This is a genomic window from Chryseotalea sp. WA131a, from assembly GCA_025370075.1.
Taxonomy (GTDB): Bacteria; Bacteroidota; Bacteroidia; order Cytophagales; family Cyclobacteriaceae; genus ELB16-189.
In genome coordinates this window covers 3,253,620-3,271,593 of sequence record CP073016.1, presented here as the reverse complement: position 1 = coordinate 3,271,593, position 17,974 = coordinate 3,253,620, and the positions used below count along the sequence as shown (strand labels likewise).

At 42.2% G+C, this 17,974-nt stretch carries 11 protein-coding genes; 7 read left to right on the top strand and 4 right to left on the bottom strand.

Annotation, left to right across the window (positions count from 1 at the left end; translation table 11 throughout):
- Window positions 1-39: 39 nt before the first annotated feature.
- Window positions 40-1,539, bottom strand: a complete 1,500-nt coding sequence (gene mqo / locus KA713_15065; protein UXE65775.1) for a malate dehydrogenase (quinone) — start codon at window positions 1,537-1,539, stop codon at window positions 40-42.
- Between the two features lie 178 nt (window positions 1,540-1,717).
- Between mqo and KA713_15060 the strand changes: the two genes are divergently transcribed.
- From KA713_15060 to KA713_15045, 4 genes are all read left to right on the top strand, one after another.
- Window positions 1,718-3,583, top strand: coding sequence for an LPP20 family lipoprotein (locus KA713_15060; GenBank protein ID UXE65774.1), 1,866 nt, complete (start codon window positions 1,718-1,720; stop codon window positions 3,581-3,583).
- A 108-nt stretch (window positions 3,584-3,691) separates the two neighbouring features.
- On the top strand, window positions 3,692-4,024 hold the full coding sequence (locus tag KA713_15055; GenBank protein UXE65773.1) for a PadR family transcriptional regulator: 333 nt from the start codon (window positions 3,692-3,694) through the stop codon (window positions 4,022-4,024).
- Between the two features lie 360 nt (window positions 4,025-4,384).
- Entirely contained in the window at window positions 4,385-6,784 is a 2,400-nt protein-coding gene (locus KA713_15050) for an ABC transporter permease (protein UXE69150.1), read from the top strand.
- A gap of 23 nt (window positions 6,785-6,807) precedes the next feature.
- On the top strand, window positions 6,808-7,464 hold the full coding sequence (locus KA713_15045) for a dienelactone hydrolase family protein (GenBank protein ID UXE65772.1): 657 nt from the start codon (window positions 6,808-6,810) through the stop codon (window positions 7,462-7,464).
- Window positions 7,465-7,478: 14 nt separating this feature from the next.
- Here the strand turns inward: KA713_15045 and KA713_15040 are convergent, their stop codons facing one another.
- Window positions 7,479-8,942 carry a glutamate synthase subunit beta gene (locus KA713_15040; GenBank protein UXE65771.1) on the bottom strand — a complete coding sequence of 488 codons (1,464 nt, stop codon included), beginning with the start codon at window positions 8,940-8,942 and terminating at the stop codon, window positions 7,479-7,481.
- A 37-nt stretch (window positions 8,943-8,979) separates the two neighbouring features.
- Window positions 8,980-9,345: a helix-turn-helix transcriptional regulator gene (locus KA713_15035; GenBank protein UXE65770.1), complete on the bottom strand. Its 366-nt coding sequence runs from the start codon at window positions 9,343-9,345 to the stop codon at window positions 8,980-8,982.
- 188 nt (window positions 9,346-9,533) lie between these two features.
- Here KA713_15035 and KA713_15030 point away from each other — a divergent pair, with 188 nt between their 5' ends.
- The 3 genes from KA713_15030 to KA713_15020 all read left to right on the top strand — a co-directional run bounded on the left by KA713_15030 (window position 9,534) and on the right by KA713_15020 (window position 13,245).
- Window positions 9,534-10,856 (top strand): hypothetical protein, encoded by a 1,323-nt coding sequence (locus tag KA713_15030; protein ID UXE65769.1) that lies wholly within the window; start codon window positions 9,534-9,536, stop codon window positions 10,854-10,856.
- Window positions 10,853-11,611 (top strand): hypothetical protein, encoded by a 759-nt coding sequence (locus tag KA713_15025; protein UXE65768.1) that lies wholly within the window; start codon window positions 10,853-10,855, stop codon window positions 11,609-11,611. The genes KA713_15030 and KA713_15025 overlap by 4 nt, the downstream gene beginning before the upstream one ends.
- 107 nt (window positions 11,612-11,718) lie before the next feature.
- On the top strand, window positions 11,719-13,245 hold the full coding sequence (locus tag KA713_15020; protein UXE65767.1) for an IS1634 family transposase: 1,527 nt from the start codon (window positions 11,719-11,721) through the stop codon (window positions 13,243-13,245).
- 79 nt (window positions 13,246-13,324) lie between these two features.
- On the opposite strand, the gene gltB is transcribed toward KA713_15020, so the two are convergent.
- Window positions 13,325-17,839, bottom strand: a complete 4,515-nt coding sequence (gene gltB / locus KA713_15015; protein UXE65766.1) for a glutamate synthase large subunit — start codon at window positions 17,837-17,839, stop codon at window positions 13,325-13,327.
- Window positions 17,840-17,974 lie beyond the last annotated feature (135 nt).

The following is a 17,974-nucleotide window of genomic DNA, read 5'->3' as shown; positions in this document are numbered from 1 at the left end:
CTATCAGGAAATTAAATCAACGAAGCAGCAAATCAAAGTTCAACCTAGATCCAAAACCTTAGTTGTTCTTTTGCGAGTTGCCTCCACCAACTTCTCATCTTTTGATAAAGTGACTCCAAGTGAGGGCACCATCTCTTTTAGTTTTTCTTGCCAGGCCAAGGTTTTGCTTTCTTTCGGAAAGCACTTGGGCAAAATGCTGAACATGATAGCGGCTGCTGTTGATGCACCAGGGGAGGCGCCCAACAAGGCAGCAACACTTCCATCAGCGGCTACCACTGCCTCCGTACCAAATTCCAATTTCCCTTTATAGCCTTCATCTTTTTTGATCACCTGCACACGTTGCCCAGCTTCCTTCAGTTCCCAATCTGCTAGCTTGGCAAGAGGCACATATTCTTGAAGGATCTTCAATCGATCTTCGGGTGTTAACCTCAATTGTTCAATCAAATATTTTGTCAGCGGCACATTGCGCAGCCCGGCAGAAATCATGGGCAATAGGTTGTCTATCCTCAGTGACTTGGCCAAATCCAATCGTGAACCTGATTTTAAAAACTTGGTGGAAAATCCTGCAAATGGACCAAAGAGCAATTCTTTTTTTCCTTCAATTACACGTGTATCCACGTGTGGCACCGACATGGGTGGAGAACCAACTGATGCTTTACCATACACTTTTGCTTGGTGCATGTTAATCAGATCTTGATTATTGCACTTGAGCCAGAGCCCGCTTACAGGAAATCCGCCATACCCTTTGCGTTCATCAATTTCTGCGTCCTTCAATAGATGCAGTGTTGCGCCCCCTGCACCCAGAAAGACGAATTTTGCGCGGCAATCAATTTCTTCGCCTGAAAGCATGCTCTTGGTTTCTACTTCCCAGCCTCCCTTTTTGTGTGGGTCGATGTCATACACTTCAACATTGTAGTGAACGGTCACTTCTGGCATTTTTTCCAACTTTGCCATCAGTTGGCGGGTGAGGACGCCAAAATTTACGTCTGTGCCCATTTCCATAAAGGTGCCGGCCAATGCTGTATGGTCATCTCTGTTCTTCATAATCAGCGGCATCCATTCCGTCAGTTCGCCCCGATCTTCCGAATATTGCATGTCTCGAAAAAGCGGATTGCTTTGCATAGCCGAGTATCGGTTTTTCAAAAACGAGACATTGTCGTTACCCCAAACAAAACTGATATGTGGCACTTGCCGGATGAAGTCTTTTGGATTGGGAAGGTATTTTTTTTGCACCAGATAAGACCAAAACTCTTTCGATATCTCAAAATCTTGACAAATCTTTAAAGCTTTCGAAATATCAACAGTGCCATCAGGTTTTTGTGGCGTATAGTTCAATTCACAAAAGGCCGCATGACCTGTGCCTGCATTATTCCAAGCGTCAGAACTCTCAGTGCCGGGTTTATCAAGCCGCTCAAAGATCTGAATGGTTAAGGAAGGATTAAGTTCTTTTAAAATAATGCCTAAGGTGGCACTCATGATACCGGCACCAATCAAGGCAACATCAGTTTCTGCAACAAGGGGGCGCATTGTCTTACTCATGAAAAATATTGAATGGCAAATTTATTGCTTAAATTTTACCCAACTGTAATTTAATTGACGGAACAGGCTTTTCAACTAATTGTTTTAAGGAAAGCACTAAAAAATTCAAGCTCTTTGCTCCCCACCTATGATCGGCAAAACCGTTTTTTCGTATAAATTATAAATCAAATAAACAGCCATGAAATACCAACTTCTGATAATCGTTTTTCTGATGTCCTCGCAAGGCATTGCACAAGTGCAACCCGATTGGGTCAACCAAAAGCCCAACGACCCCGCTTTCTACGTTGGCATCGGCACGGCCAGCAAAAAGCTCAGCGATTATGCCGGCATTGCTAAGAAAAATGCTTTGCAGGATTTGGTCAGTGAAATAAAGATCAACATCAGCAGCACCTCTATTCTCAGCCAGATTGATAAGAACTATCAGTTTAAGGAAGAATATGAATCAAAAGTAAAAACCACAGCAGCGGCCGAAATTCAGGACTTCGAACGGGTGGCTGCGTATGAAGATGCCGCAAGTTATTGGGTTTATTATCGTCTTTCAAAGGCTACTTTCAATTCTCAAAAGCAAAAGAGTTTGGCAGATACCAAAATTATGGCCTTACAGTTTTTCGAAAAAGCTGCAAAAGCTGAACAAGATCAGTCGTTTGCCACTGCCATCGATTTCTATTTTCGAACATTGCTAACGCTGAAAGATTATTGGGGTGATAACATTGAAGTTATCTACCAAGGTAAACCGTTTTTTTTGGCCATTGAAAGTTATGCCAGACTACAGCAGTTGCTGGACTTGATCAATATAAAAGCAACAACCAATGTTGTACGATTGACCAGCAACAATAGTGGGCGTATGGTTTTTACGATTACGAGTCGCTCCAACGCACTTTCTAAAATTCCTGTTCTGTTACAATCGTCACCTGCCCGCACGGCTCCCTCCAGTTACATAAGTGACGAAAAAGGAGAGGTTACGGCATTATTTTTAAGCGATGTGTGGAGTGCTGCCACACGAGAAGCGGAGGTAATTTTGGATTTGAAGAGTTTTTCGAAGGCCAGTTCAGAAGATCGATTTTATGATTACCTGATTCGCAGTTTGCGCGTACCGTCTGCTAAGATAGGTGTGGAAGTTTCGGCTAGCAACCGTGTGCAACCCACAGGCGATTTCTTTCCATTTTATTCTGGGCTGGTGATGGCCGATTTTTCATCGCCCGAAAAATACACATTTAAAAATTTGAGATTGATTCCTATCCGCATGAAAGACAACTTTAGAGATGCCGTAGGGAGCATGGGGTATTATTTGTCACTTCACCAAGCCATGCTGAATGATAAAATCGCTATCAGCGAATCCGGTACGGGTGGCTCGGTCAATACACTGATTGGGCGAAACCTCAGCACCGATACACTTTTTATTATGTCAGGGGAAATTCTACAGGGAGGGAAACAAGATCGCGTGGTAGCGCGCGATATGCTCATTCCTCCTGGGGAAGGCCGCGTGAAGATTCCTGTTTTCTGCGTAGAGAAAGGACGATGGAAATACAAAGGGGAAAACAACGACCAGAAGTTTTCAGAATATTATGGAATGGCCAATGAGCATTTGCGCGATATTATCGATCACAAAAAAGGTCAGCAAGACGTTTGGGACGAAGTTTCGAAAAGCAACAAACGCGATGGCGTGAACAGTGGCAGCGATGCGTATACCGATCATGCCAATAATCGTACCTTTCGCAGGGCTGAGCAAGAGTATGTTGATTTTTTCCTGCGTTTATTTGACAACGATGCTTCCGTCATAGGTGTTATGTCCATAACGGCCAATCGTGTGGAAGGGGTAGATCTGTTTATCAATAATCCATTGTTTCTACAGGAATATCCGAAACTGTTATACTCTTATATCGATGAAGCTGTTACCTATGGGGCGCCCATCACCGTGCCCCAAGCTGCCATGGAGGAATACATAAACAAGTTATTGGACTTATCTACACAAGCCAATTTCATTGAGCAGCGCGGCCAAGCTTTTCGCAAAGGGCAGCAAGTAATTCATATCTCAACTTATTAATTTCCTCTTTTTTGTATTAGCGATTCGAACGCTGTGACAATTTATTACATCCAAAATAAGATAATATCGTAACGATAATACATACATTTACGTAATTAATGATCAAATATGAAAGGAACGAACTTAGGAGAATTTGAAGAACTCGTCCTACTAACCGTTGCGGCTATGGTGAATGATGCTTACAGCGTAGCGATTTGCGATGACTTAGAAAAGAAAACAAAGAGGGCTGTAAAATTAGGTGTAGTGCACTCTGTGCTCAATCGATTGGAGGAAAAAGGGTTAGCAAAAAGTCGCTTGGGTGAAGCTACCAATACGCGAGGAGGAAAAAGAAAGAGGTACTACAGTGTGACCAATGCGGGTAAGTCTGCACTTCTTAAATCAAAGGAGCTGCGTGACCAATATTGGAGCATTATTCCGGAGCTTTCGTTGAAAAGAATTTGAGATGAGACCCGGCAAAAAATCCAAACAACTTTTATTTCAAGTAGGCAATAGGCACCCTCCAATAGGCAGGGCTACCTCACTGCCGACTGTCAACCGGATACAGCCTACTATTCAGAAGAATCAATGAGCAGCAATAAAGATACATCGCCACCACGTTGGGCTACTCGGCTCTTGGCTTGGTATTGCAAGCCAGAGTTGCTGGAAGACCTGCAAGGCGATTTAAATGAATACTTTGAACGAAATGTAAAATCAAAAGGTACCAAAAAGGCAAAACTTATTTATGTCCTTGATGTCTTAAAATTTTTTAGGCTTTATACGATTAAGAAACCGGAATTCTTAAATTCCTTCATCAACTTTATTATGATAGGCAGCTATATCAAAACCTCAGGGCGAAACATGGTGCGCAATAAACTTTTTTCATTCATCAATATTGTTGGGCTGGCCGTGAGCATGTCGGTGGGGTTGGTTCTTATAGGGATTCTTTCGGATATAAAATCGTACGATAAGTTTCACAAAAACTACAATAACATTTATCGAGTGATTAGCCGCTACGAATACTTGGGTGACAAAGGGAGCAATTTTATGGCTACTACCTCTTTGAAAGCTGGAAAGGCGATTAGCGCAACGTTCACCGCGCCTCAAGAGGTTGCCATCCTGCGAAGAGATTTTAATGGCGATATAAAATTTGGTGAAAAAATAATTCCGCTGAATGGCTATTGGTCTAACCCCGAATTGTTTAAAGTTTTTTCTTTTGAGCTATTAGAGGGAAATGTAGTCACTGCGTTGAAAGATCCGTTCTCTGTGGTGGTAACAGAAGAGACAGCTAAAAAACTATTTGGACAAGAGGATGCGCTTGGAAAAATAATTACCTACAACAACGGTCGTGAGTACACCATTACGGGCGTATTGAAAAATATTCCTGCGTTCTCACATATCAAGTTTGATATGCTGTGTTCCTTGAGCACGAGAGAAGTGACAGAAAAGGATTCAAAAGACGAAATGACTTGGGATCATATTTGGAATACCTGGGTTTACGTTTTACTTCCAACGGATGCAGACTTGACAAACTTCAAAACAAATTTGGATAAGCTAAGTGAAACAGAAGATCGTACTGTAAAGAATACACACATTGAGCTGTCGCTTCAGCGAATGGATAATATCATGGTCAGTGATAATATGGGCAATCAAATGGGACCCGTACTTGGAAGTACCCTCCTGTGGGTTTTCGGAGGGCTCTCTTTTGTGGTTATCCTATCGGCATGTTTTAACTACACCAACCTGTCTGTGGCGCGTTCGCTTAAACGCACAAAAGAGGTAGGCATCCGTAAAGTAATTGGTGCGAAGCGTGGGCATGTAATAACGCAGTTTGTAGTAGAGGCATTAATCATTTCGTTGTGCGCGTTGGCTTTGGCAATGCTCGGTTTTTTTATCTTACGTCCACATTTTTTGAGTATTGAACCTGAAATTCAGAAAATGTTTACCCTGCAACTTTCGCCTATGGTGATTGTTTATTTCGTTTTGTTTGCCATTGTAGTTGGCCTAGCCGCAGGTATTTTTCCTTCCCTATTCTTCGCCAATGTACAAGCACTGAAAGTTTTGAAAAACACATCCTCTTTTCAAGGTCTTAATAAAATAACAGGACGTAAAATTCTAATCGTCATTCAATACAGTATTTCGATTATTCTAGTTTGTGCAAGCATCGGGGTGTATCGTCAATATCACCACTACGTATCATTTAATCTTGGATTCAACACTGAAAACATACTTAACATTGAATTGCAAGGCAACAGCGCAGCTATTCTTCGTAAAGAACTGAACGAGTTACCTGAGGTAAATGATGTTTCGCAGTCGCTGATGGTGACAAGCGTAGGGAACTATTACGGAACAAACATGAAGTATCATGGCAGTCCAAATGATTCTTCGGGCGTAGGTTTCAATTCGATCGATGAAAACTATATGCCGCTGCACGGACATAAGCTTATATCTGGCAGAAATTTTGTAGCAAAATCAGACAGTGCAAAAGAAACAGAAGTAATCGTGAACCTGCAGGTATTGAAACGGTTTAATATCGCGGGTCAAGATCCTACCAAAGCATTGGGTGATGTTATTCGTATAGATGACAAAGACCTGACCATTGTTGGTGTAATGAAAGATTTTCAATATGGCAGGGCAAACAATCAAACATCAAAAGAAATTGTCTTTCGCTATGCTCCTGCCTCCTCCAGAGTAATGAACGTAAAACTAACTTCGAGTGATTTGTTAGCTACATACTCCAAGATTGAGGCTATTTGGACGAAAGTTGATTCAATCCATCCTTTTGAAGCTAATTTTTACAACCAACAAATAGAAGAGGCGTTCGCTGGCTTAAAGGCAACTATAAAATTAGCAGGCTTTCTTGCTTTCCTCGCTATCTGCATCGCATCGCTTGGCCTTTTAGGTATGGTGGTATTCACTACTGAAATCAGACTAAAAGAAATCAGTATCCGTAAAGTAATGGGTGCGAGTGAGGCGTCATTGATTTACCTACTTGGAAAAGGCTTTATATGGTTATTGCTCATTGCAGCAATCATCGGATTGCCTCTTATTATTTTATTCTTCAAGCAGGTTGTTTTTCCGAATACAGCAAATCACGCACCTTTGAATGTTATTGAAATGGTACTGGGTGTTTTGGTGATTTTAGTATTGGCACTAATTATGATTGGCTCGCAAACATTAAAAGTGGCGAAGGCTAATCCAACGGAAGTGTTGAAGAATGAGTAAGTTGTAATTGCTACCTTTCTTAAGTGAAAATTACTCCTCTAAAAATTTTTGTTTCTGACACTCTTGGTAGCGTGTCGGCTGAATTCATTGAAGCAGATTCAAGTGCCGCGCTGTTAACACTTGCCCATGGTGCTGGCGCAGGGATGAACCATTCGTTCATGAGCACACTCGCAAAAGAATTGGCACACCATGGCATATCAACTCTCCGCTTCAACTTTCCATTTAGTGAAAATAAAAAAGGAAGACCCGATATGCCTGCCATCGCACACAAAACAATTGAAGCGGCCATCAACAAAGGAAGTGAGTTCCTTCCAGGTGTTCCACTTTTTGCTTCAGGAAAATCGTTTGGTGGCAGAATGTCCTCTCAATATCTTTCGAAGGCGAAACAAGATTTCATCAAAGGAATAATCTTCTATGGATTTCCATTGCACCCACCGGGCAAACCTTCTGTTGATCGTGCGGAACATTTGAAAGACATAAAAATACCTACGTTGTTTATTCAGGGTACTCGCGATGAACTCGCAGAATGGAGTTTAACAAAAAATGTGATCAACAACCTGTCTCAAGCAACGTTGTGCAAAATAGAAGGAGCTGATCATGCTTTTAAAGCCGGGAAGCAAAATCTCATTCCCACCTTAGCCATGCTCACAAGCCAGTGGATCAAAACCTTATCATTCTGATTGCAGAAATGATTCTATCCTAGTAGATAAAGATTTCCACTGTCTTTCGATTCTAAAAATGTCTCATTCATTAGATATTGATCCACTACCCTGGCCGCTTCTCTGCCTTCACTAATGGCCCACACCACCAAGCTCTGGCCTCTGCGTGCATCGCCAGCAGCAAAAATATTTTCTTTGGAAGTTTGATAGCGTGTGCATTTGATGTTGCCGCGCTCGTCTTGCTCAATTCCTAGTTGTTTCGGCAATGCGTTTTGCGTATGCAAAAAACCCATCGCAAACAATGCCAACTCACACGGAATAATTTTCTCGGTTCCTTCTATCTCAACAAACGAAGGGGCTTTACCAGGTTCGCTCTTCACCTCTACTTCAGAAATTTTAATGCCCGTTACGTTACCTTGTGCATCGCCCAAAAATTCTTTGGTAACAATGCTCCACTGCCGCTCACAACCTTCTTCGTGGGAAGTAGAAGTGCGAAGGATCATCGGCCAATTGGGCCACGGCATCGAGTCGGTTCGTTCTTTTGGTGGCCTTGGCAAAATTTCAATTTGCGTAACACTTTTTGCTCCATGTCGATTCGAGGTACCTACACAATCCGAACCTGTATCGCCACCACCAATCACCACCACATTTTTGCCAGTAGCCCAAATCTCCTCGCTAGTGTTTTTCTTTCCGCTCACGCGTTTGTTTTGTTGGGTCAAAAAATCCATGGCAAAATGCACACCTTTCAATTCCCTTCCGGGGATGGGCAAGTCGCGCGGAATGGTAGAACCCGTACATAATAAAATTGCATCGTAGTCTTCTTCCAATTGCTTGACTGAAATATCTTCACCTACTGAAGTGTTGGTTTGAAACTCCACCCCTTCTTCAATCATCAAGTTAACCCTGCGTTCCACAACTAGCTTGTCCAACTTAAAATCCGGAATACCATAGCGCAACAATCCGCCCACTTCATCGGCTCGTTCAAATACCGTAACGGAATGCCCAGCATAGTTCAATTGTGCTGCTGCGGCTATGCCCGATGGACCCGAACCAATGATGGCAACTTTTTTATTGGTTCGTAAAGAAGGGATCCGTGGCTTTGCATACCCCTCTTGAAAGGCTTTTTCGATAATCGTTTTCTCGATGTACTCAATGGCAACGGGGGGTTTGTTGATGCCCAATACGCACGATGCCTCGCACGGTGCGGGACAAATTCTTCCAGTGAATTCCGGGAAATTGTTGGTAGAAATCAGAATCTCATACGCCAGCTTCCAATTGCCTTGGTACACGGCATCGTTAAACTCAGGAATGATGTTGCCCAGCGGACAGCCGTTGTGGCAAAATGGAACACCACAGTCCATGCAGCGCGTGGCTTGCTTCACCGTAATGTCAACGTTGACATCGCCTTCTACTTCATTGTAGTCGTTGATGCGTTTTTTTGGGTCACGTTTTTGCGGAAGCTCGCGTGGTACTTCTAAAAATCCTGTTGGTTTACTCATTTTGATAAAAGTAGGCAGTAAGGAGCAGTTAATTTTACTAATGTTTTTTCCTTAGCGATTCAAGTTCCTTTTGTAGATGTGAAATCATGTCGTCCTTGGCTTTGATAATTTCTTCTTTTGATTTGATGCAAAGTTGAAATAATTCAGCATCACCCATTACTACACCGTTATGGTTGTGGTTGTTGTTTTGAATATGGACGGAATTCTTTTCAGAAGAAATCAAATCCACCAGCGACACTTTGTAAAAGTCAGCTAATTTTTCTAGCAGATCAAGTTTTGGTTGAGCTTTATCGCTTTCAAGCTTTTGATAGTTGGGTTGTTCCATTTCTAAGTAATCAGCTACATTTTGCTGCGAATATCCCTTACTTTCCCTCAGTTGTCTCAAACGCGTACCTATCTGCATAATTATAAAATTTCTGAATGTAAATTTTTTGACGTATAAAATTATTACTTTTTAGAATAATCTTATATCCGATTCTAATGTGATTAGCATTTTATCAAAATACATTTAACTAAAGATGTACTAGCAAAAATATTTAGATTAAAAGTAATGCTTTTTTAATTCATACTAAACCTCTAAACCCAAACTAAATGAAAAAGAAATTTACTCACAACTACAGCTTTAGAAGTTACCTGAGGTCGTTTATTTTAGTTTTCTTCATTTCAATATTCAATCAATGTAAAAATGACATTGAAATAAAGCCGTTTGATGAAAGCTATTTGCAGCCAAGCACCGTCAAAGATATGCTTTCAGTAAAAATGGCTAAAATTCTGGCTGTGAAAATGAATGACATAAAAGTGCGAGATTACATCAAAAAAGAATGCTTAAAGAAATTTGATGAAGATTACAATTTTTTGTTCGCAGATTCTTATCGCACACTTTTAGACCCAAATAAAGATGCGCAATTCATTGACTCCGTTTTAAGGTTTCATCCGCTGATGCAAATCGTTTTACCCGAACTGCGAACAGTCATGCCTGAAACATGGGATACACAGAGCCATCTGCCTTTGGTTATCATTGTTCCCGAAAAACATAAGCCTGGTAAAGATACCTTAGTTGGCGCGTATGACTCAAAAGGAAATTTCACTAAATTAACTACCGTTAGAGACCCTAAAGAACACGTTGTGGTAATTAGCGAAAACGTCCGTACTGAATTCTACAACAATCGTGACAACCCATCTTTTGAAAAAATTGTAAAAAGCAAGGGGACTAGTAATATGAGATGTGTTCAGTATTTAAGGTCAGCAAACCCAACAGCTATTAACTCCACAGCGCACGGTAGCTATTATTTGAAAAAAGAGGTCAGTAATTTCTTTAACCTGATAGATGCAACATGTGGCGGTGGCGGTGGAGGAGGAGGAGGTGGTGGTGGTGGTGGCAATAGTACACCGACTTGTTATCGCGCTGGTCAACCTACTGACGGAAAAGATGTGATTGGAGATATGTCTTACCAAAATTTTGATGTTCTAAGCTCAGTTGCGGATTGGACAGGCAGTGCAAAAGACTTTAAAATGGATATTGATTATGGGGGAGTCAATGGGTCTTCAGTTAAAAACTTCTCGGTCTATTTTTGGGTTAGCCGTCATACCTCTTCATCATGTGACTTTTTTTGGTGGTGCTGGACAACACAATTTAACCCAGCAGTTCCAACAGTTTCTTGGGATCGGACAAATGATGGCGAGCAGATGCTTTATACCTTGTGGGCATTAGGAAATGGTCAAACAACATCAAATAGTTATACATATACAGCACAGGGCGTTAGCGGGACAAGCCTGAGCTATACTGTTTCCAGAACTATTTCTAGCAGAGACCGAGTTTTAGCTCAAGACTACGTCAAATATTGTGACAATGTAATCGGTCAAGGAACTAGGTATGGGGTAAATCAACTTGCTTATTTTTATATTCACAGATGATTTGTAAAAAAAATATCCTATTCGTCTTGCTCGTATATCTTTTAACTAGTCTGACATTAAGAGCTCAAATTAGCTTCGGTGTCCAAATCCAGAATTTTGGACGAAGCGGTGGCGGAGGTGGACAAGTAGATTCAATGGTGGTAATTACTAATAGTAACGCGCAATTGCTTGAGTACCCACCCCAAGGGGTGGGACTATTTTTTGAGTACCAATTAAAGTCAAGGTTTCCCGTAATGATTAGAAGCGAACTTAATTATAGAGGAGGAAAGCCTTCTGGTCTTCAACTTTTTGTTTTTAATAGCATCACGGGGAAAACTTCTGCATCAAATTATTCAGAGTTAAAGCAAAGCTATAACCTTGAAATTCCAATAGACTTGGGCTATACACTTTTTAAGCGCGGCTTGCGATTACTAAACAAATCCGTAGAATTTGAAGCAGGTTTACTTGCTGGTGTTAGTTTTCAATTTCAATCAACTTCTAACCAAGTTATTTATCAGAAACAACCTTTGAACAGCTCAGGGGTTGACGATGTTAATTCAGCAATTAATAATTCAATCAGAGCAACAAATTATTTTTACAACTATGGATTTCGGGTAAAGTTGTGGAATTTCATTTTAATTTACAGAGTAGACCAATTACTTAATAACTCAGCGATTAAGGATTTAAGTCTGTGGGGCAATAGCTACCCGTTGAAAGTAAGTTACGAATATCAAAGTATTTCTTTAGGTTATAAATTGAACTTAAAAAGAAAGTAAGTCTCCTGTTTTCCGCACTTTTTTAACTTGAGCCAAAAAAGCGTTGAATTTGATAAAATTAGGGGTATTTTTTGGTTGAATTAGGTGGCTCAAGGTTATCTTGAAGGGTGTTTATAAGGAAGAAAGTCAATCGATCAGGTACAACGAGCCTTCATATATTCAGGAAGGAAGGTCAACGGCAAATTCACGTTAAGTCCATTGGCAGTGGCTCTTCGGCAGAGGAGATAAGAATTCTTGAACGGCAAGCGCATTTGGAACTAGAGAAGCTTGTGCGTCAACAAAGTCTTGACTTGCAATTTGATGAGGATAAAAAATTTATTGATGCCTTCAGCAATAACATTCGGAAAATAGAAGTAGCTGGATATGAATTAATCTTAGGTAAACTATTCAGGGAGATTGGCTTTGATGTGGTTACCGATGATTTATTTAGACATCTTGTGCTAAGCAGAATAAGCCATCCCGGGAGCAAGCTTAAAACCATCAATTACTTACAGGAACACCACAGTATTTTTTTTGATATGGATTCGGTGTACAGGTATTTGGATAAAATCCATTCGAAGCACAAATCCATATTACAAGAGGTGAGCTACCAGCACACTCAAAAATTATTCAAGGGCCAGATCCAGCTCTTATTTTATGATGTAACCACCTTGTATTTTGAAGCTGAGGACGAGGACGATTTACGCAAGACAGGCTTTTCAAAAGATGGCAAGGCTCAACATCCTCAGATTTTACTAGGGCTGTTGGTGAGCACACAAGGGTATCCCTTGTCTTTTGAAATGTTTGAAGGGAATAAGTTTGAAGGCAAAACGATGCTTCCTGTGGTAGAGGCTTTTACTAAAAAGTACGGCATGGCCCAGGCGATTGTTGTAGCGGATGCAGGGCTACTATCTTCAGAAAATATTAATGATTTGATTCGGTTAAAGTATCAATTCATTTTGGGTGGTCGAATAAAAAATGAATCGAAGGTTCTGCAAAGTCAAATTTTGGCCTTGAAGTTAAATGATCAAATTCACACCTTGATAAGACCCGATGGATTAAAACTAATAGTCAGTCACTCATCAACGCGTGCAACTAAAGATAAAAGTAATAGAGTAAAAGGCTTACATCGCTTAGAGCAAGCTATCCGACTTGGCAAGCTTTCAAAAAAGCATATCAATAATCGTGGCTACAATAAGTATCTCAAATTAGAGGGACAAATCACCGTTCAAATCGACTACGGAAAATTTAATCAGGATACGCAATGGGATGGGTTAAAAGGATATGTCACCAATGCCGCATTGCCACCGGAAGAAATCATCAATCACTACAAAAATCTATGGCATATTGAAAAGGCCTTTAGAATATCCAAGACAGACCTTCGAATAAGGCCTATCTACCATCGCTTAAAGAACAGGATTGAATCCCATCTTATAATTGCCTTTTGCAGTTACAAACTCTATAAAGAACTCGAAAGACAACTCGCTGAAAAAAAGGTGGGAATATCCATCGAAAAGGCCATACGTCTGATGCAATCTGTCTTCGCTATCGAAATACAATTGCCTCAATCGGGTAGAACCGCCAAACTTCTCCATGTAAAAACAGAGGACCACAAACAACTACTAAAAGCTTTCAATATCGATCTTTTAAATTAGGTGGCTCAAATGCGGAAAACAGGACGAATATCAAAGTATTTCTTTAGGTTATAAATTGAACTTAAAAAGAAAGTAAGTCTCAACCCACCAATTGATTCATTTTTTTCTTTTCCAAAACTGCTTTATAGTCAATCGGCATTACCTTCACAAAATGCTTAAAGGCACTCGCCCAATAACTAATCAGGTGAGCTGCTACCTGACTGTTGGTAAACTGTTGGTGCGCATCAATCATCTTTTTCAACAGCAACTCATCTTCGCCATCCATTTCATCCAGCAGCACCATTTCCATGTTGCAATTTTTTGCAAATGTTTTGTTCACGTCCCACACATACGCTACCCCTCCGCTCATGCCGGCTGCAAAGTTTCTCCCTGTTTCGCCCAATATAACAACTGTGCCGCCTGTCATGTATTCGCAGCCGTGATCGCCCACGCCCTCTACCACTACTTTCACTCCAGAGTTGCGTACAGCAAAACGCTCTCCCGCCATGCCATTGATGTAGCTTTCACCAGAAGTAGCACCAAAGAAGGCGACATTGCCCACAATAATATTTTTGGCAGGATTGTAAGTCGATTTTTTGTGCGGGTACAAAATCAGTTTTCCACCCGAAAGGCCTTTTCCAAAATAATCATTCGCATCGCCCTCTAATTCAAACGTAATTCCGCCCGTGGTGAAGGCACCAAAGCTTTGACCTGCAGTGCCTGTAAAATGATAATTAATGGTATCTTTTGGCAGCCCTGGCCCCAGATATATTTTTGAAACTTCGTTGCTGAGCATCGCGCCCACCGCGCGGTCTTGGTTTGAAATGGTGAAACTTGCTTTTACAGGATTAACATCTTTCAAAGCAGACTCTGCTGCTTTGATTAATTTTTTATCCAACACATTTTCAATGCCGTGGTCTTGTTCTTCTTGGTGAAATGAAGCTGTGTCCAAACTTGTATGATGTCTGTACAAAATGGCGTCCAAGTTAAGGTTATTCATCTTCCATTGATCTGCTTCTTTGATTTCCAGGCGATCCACTTGTCCTACCATCTCATCAACGGTGCGGAAACCCAGATCAGCCATTACCTCGCGAAGCTCCTCCGCCAAAAATTCAAAAAGATTTACCACATATTCTGCCTTGCCAGTGAATAGCGCACGCAATTCTTTGTTTTGTGTCGCCACACCCACTGGGCAGGTATTCAAATGACACTTACGCATCATGATGCAACCAGTGGTCACGAGAGCTGCAGTAGCTACGCCCCATTCTTCCGCGCCAAGCAATGCAGCAATGGCCAAGTCTCTGCCCGTACGAATTTGCCCGTCAGTTTGCAAGACCACGCGGCCGCGCAATTTATTTTTCACTAGCGTTTGATGTGCTTCCGCCAAGCCCAACTCCCACGGTAGTCCTGCATGGCGAATGGAACTGATAGGAGATGCGCCCGTTCCTCCATCATGCCCGGCAATCAAAATCACATCAGCATGTGCTTTGGCTAAGCCCGATGCAATGGTGCCAACACCCGCTTCACTCACCAGCTTTACACTAATGCGAGCGGCACGGTTGGCATTCTTCAAATCAAAAATCAGTTGCGCCAGATCTTCAATCGAATAAATGTCGTGATGCGGAGGTGGAGAAATCAATCCAACACCGGGAGTAGAATGCCGCACACGACCGATCCACTCATCTACTTTGTGGCCGGGTAATTGTCCACCTTCGCCTGGCTTGGCACCTTGCGCCATTTTTATTTGCAACTCCTTGGCGTTGGTAAGGTAATAACTCGTTACACCAAATCGGCCGGAGGCTACTTGTTTGATGGCCGAGTTTTCCCAGTCGCCATTTTCTTTTCGATGAAAACGAACTTCATCTTCACCACCTTCGCCACAATTACTTTTTCCGCCAATGCGGTTCATGGCAATGGCTAATGTACTGTGCGCTTCGTGCGAAATCGAGCCAAACGACATGGCGCCCGTAGCAAATCGTTTAAATATTTTTTCTTTGGATTCTACTTCGCTGAGCGGAATTGGTTTAGCACTTTTGAATTTCAACAAGCTGCGGAGCGTAATGGCTTTCTCGCTTTGCTCGTTGATGAGGCTGGAATATTTCTTGAAGAGGTTGTAATCTTTTGTCTTGGTGGATTGCTGCAGCAGATGGATGGTTTGCGGATTGAACAAATGTGCTTCGCCCCGTTGCTTCCATTGATAGACGCCACCCACTTCCAACCGTGGTGATAAATTGGTGGTCTTGGGAAATGCCAATTGGTGTTTTGCCAATGCTTCCTTGGCAATATCATCGAGTGTTAATCCTCCAATACGCGACACTGTGCCAGTAAAATATTGATTGACCACATCGCCATGAATGCCGAGTGCTTCAAATATCTGCGCACCATGGTACGATTGCAACGTGCTAATCCCCATCTTGCTCATGATCTTCAGCAACTCACCGGCCACAGCTTTTTTATAATTGTACAGTGCTTTCTCTTCGGTGAGATCTTCACGCAAAAGATTTCGCTTCTTCATGTCGTGAATGGTTTGGTACACCAAGTAAGGGTTGACGCCCGATGCACCGTAACCTAACAAGGTAGCGAAATGATGTGTTTCCCATACGTCACCAGCTTCTACCAACAACCCCACTTTACCCCGTATGCCTTTGCGAATCAAGTCGTGATGCACAGCCGCTACCGCCAGCAACGAAGGAATTTGTGCGTGACCACTGTCAAAACTTCTATCCGATAGAATGATGATGGTGAATCCATCTTCGATGGCGTCTGTCACATATTGGCACACACGGTTCAACCCTTTTTCCAACTGTCCGGGTTGCCCATCTGCTTTAAAGTAGGTATAAATCGTTTTGGTTTGTAAATGTCGGTGATCGATGTACCTGATTTTTTCCAGCTCATTGTTAGAAAGAATTGGTGTCGGCAATTCAAGCGTGATGCAATGCTCGGGCGATTCTTCCAATAAATTTAACGAGCTACCTACATGCGAGGCCAGCGACATCACCAATCGTTCGCGTATTGGGTCGATGGGCGGGTTGGTGACTTGCGCAAACAATTGCTTGAAATAACTAGATAAATGCTGCGCCTGATTCGACAAAACTGCAAGCGGAGTATCGTTGCCCATCGAACCCAACGCTTCTTTGCCCGTGTCACACATCTGCATCAAGATCACACGCAAGTCTTCCGAAGTATAGCCAAATGAAATCTGTCGCTTTAAAAAAGTAACAGGGTCGTATTTATGAAAGCTTCCACCTGGCTCAGGTAAGTCAGATAAACGTACTTTGTTTTCTTTCACCCATTTGCCATACGGTTGCCGTGTACAAATCTCTTTCTTCAACTCATCGTCACTCACAATGCGGCCTTTCTCCAAATCCACCACAAACATTTTGCCCGGTTGCAAACGGCCTTTTGTAATCACCTTGGCGGGATCAGTGTCAAGCACACCTACTTCCGAAGCCATGATGACCAAATCATCGTCTGTCACTACAAAACGAGAGGGGCGCAGGCCGTTGCGGTCTAGTGTGGCACCCACAATTTTACCATCCGTAAACGTAATGGATGCAGGCCCATCCCATGGCTCCATCAAGTTAGCGTGGTATTCGTAAAAATCTTTTTTCTCCTGCGTCATCTGGTCGTTGCCATCCCACGCTTCGGGTATCAACATCATCATCACATGTGGCAATGGCCGGCCCGCGTGCACGAGCAATTCAATCACATTGTCGAGATTGGATGAATCCGATTGCTTGGGGTTGCAAATGGGCAAAATCATGTTCAACTCTTCGCGCGAGAAATTCGGAGAAGAGAAAAAAACTTCTTTTGATTTTAACCAATTGATGTTGCCTTGTACAGTATTGATTTCACCGTTGTGGGCGATGTAACGAAACGGCTGCGCCAAACGCCACGAAGGGGAGGTGTTGGTAGAAAAACGTGAGTGGATAACAGCTAAAGCTGAAACCACTTCTTCATTTTCTAAATCTGCAAAGTACGGTTTCAATTGCCCTGAAGTGAGCATCCCTTTGTACGAAATGGTTTTATACGAAAGTGATGAAAAATAAAATTGCCCCTCCACACCTTTCACCGATTCCGTAATCACATGCGTGACGTACTTGCGAAGAACAAATAGTTTGCGTTCAAAATCCTCTGGATCAGTGCCCGCATCCAATCGTTTGATGAAGACTTGCTCCATCACGGGCTCGGTATTCAAGGCACTTTCACCGAGTTCAGCATTGTTTGTTGGCAACACTCGATAGCCGACCAAACCCATTTTCATTTTTTTGATTTGCCTATTTAACGCAACGCGGCATTCTTCGCGCACTTTTGGGTCTCGTGGGAAAAAGACTAAGCCCACTCCATAACTACCGAAGGCCGGCAATTTGAAACCGAGCTTGCTGCACTCGCTGATGAAAAAAGCGTGCGGCACTTGAATCAAAATACCAGCGCCATCGCCCGTGTTGGGTTCGCAACCGCATGCACCGCGGTGCGCCATGCGCTCCAACATCGTCAATGCATCGCTCACGATCTGGTGCGACTTGTGACCCTTTATGTTGGCAATAAAGCCTACGCCACACGAGTCGTGTTCAAACTCTTCGCGATATAAACCTTGGTATTTTTGATCTTTCACTTCCTAAAAATTTCCTGTTTAGTGGGTTTCAAGAAATAAATTTAAAGCCCAGCGAGGTCGCTTGTATGGAATGTTGCAAGTATTTTCTAAAAAAATTGAAAAGTTAACTAACGGTTAGTAGCGAAATCGGTTGAG

Coding starts and splice junctions, on each gene's coding strand:
- mqo (UXE65775.1), bottom strand. CDS start 1,539: ATGAGTAAGACAATGCGCCCCCTTGTTGCAGAAACTGATGTTGCCTTG.
- KA713_15060 (UXE65774.1), top strand. CDS start 1,718: ATGAAATACCAACTTCTGATAATCGTTTTTCTGATGTCCTCGCAAGGC.
- KA713_15055 (UXE65773.1), top strand. CDS start 3,692: ATGAAAGGAACGAACTTAGGAGAATTTGAAGAACTCGTCCTACTAACC.
- KA713_15050 (UXE69150.1), top strand. CDS start 4,385: ATGATAGGCAGCTATATCAAAACCTCAGGGCGAAACATGGTGCGCAAT.
- KA713_15040 (UXE65771.1), bottom strand. CDS start 8,942: ATGAGTAAACCAACAGGATTTTTAGAAGTACCACGCGAGCTTCCGCAA.
- KA713_15035 (UXE65770.1), bottom strand. CDS start 9,345: ATGCAGATAGGTACGCGTTTGAGACAACTGAGGGAAAGTAAGGGATAT.
- KA713_15030 (UXE65769.1), top strand. CDS start 9,534: ATGAAAAAGAAATTTACTCACAACTACAGCTTTAGAAGTTACCTGAGG.
- KA713_15025 (UXE65768.1), top strand. CDS start 10,853: ATGATTTGTAAAAAAAATATCCTATTCGTCTTGCTCGTATATCTTTTA.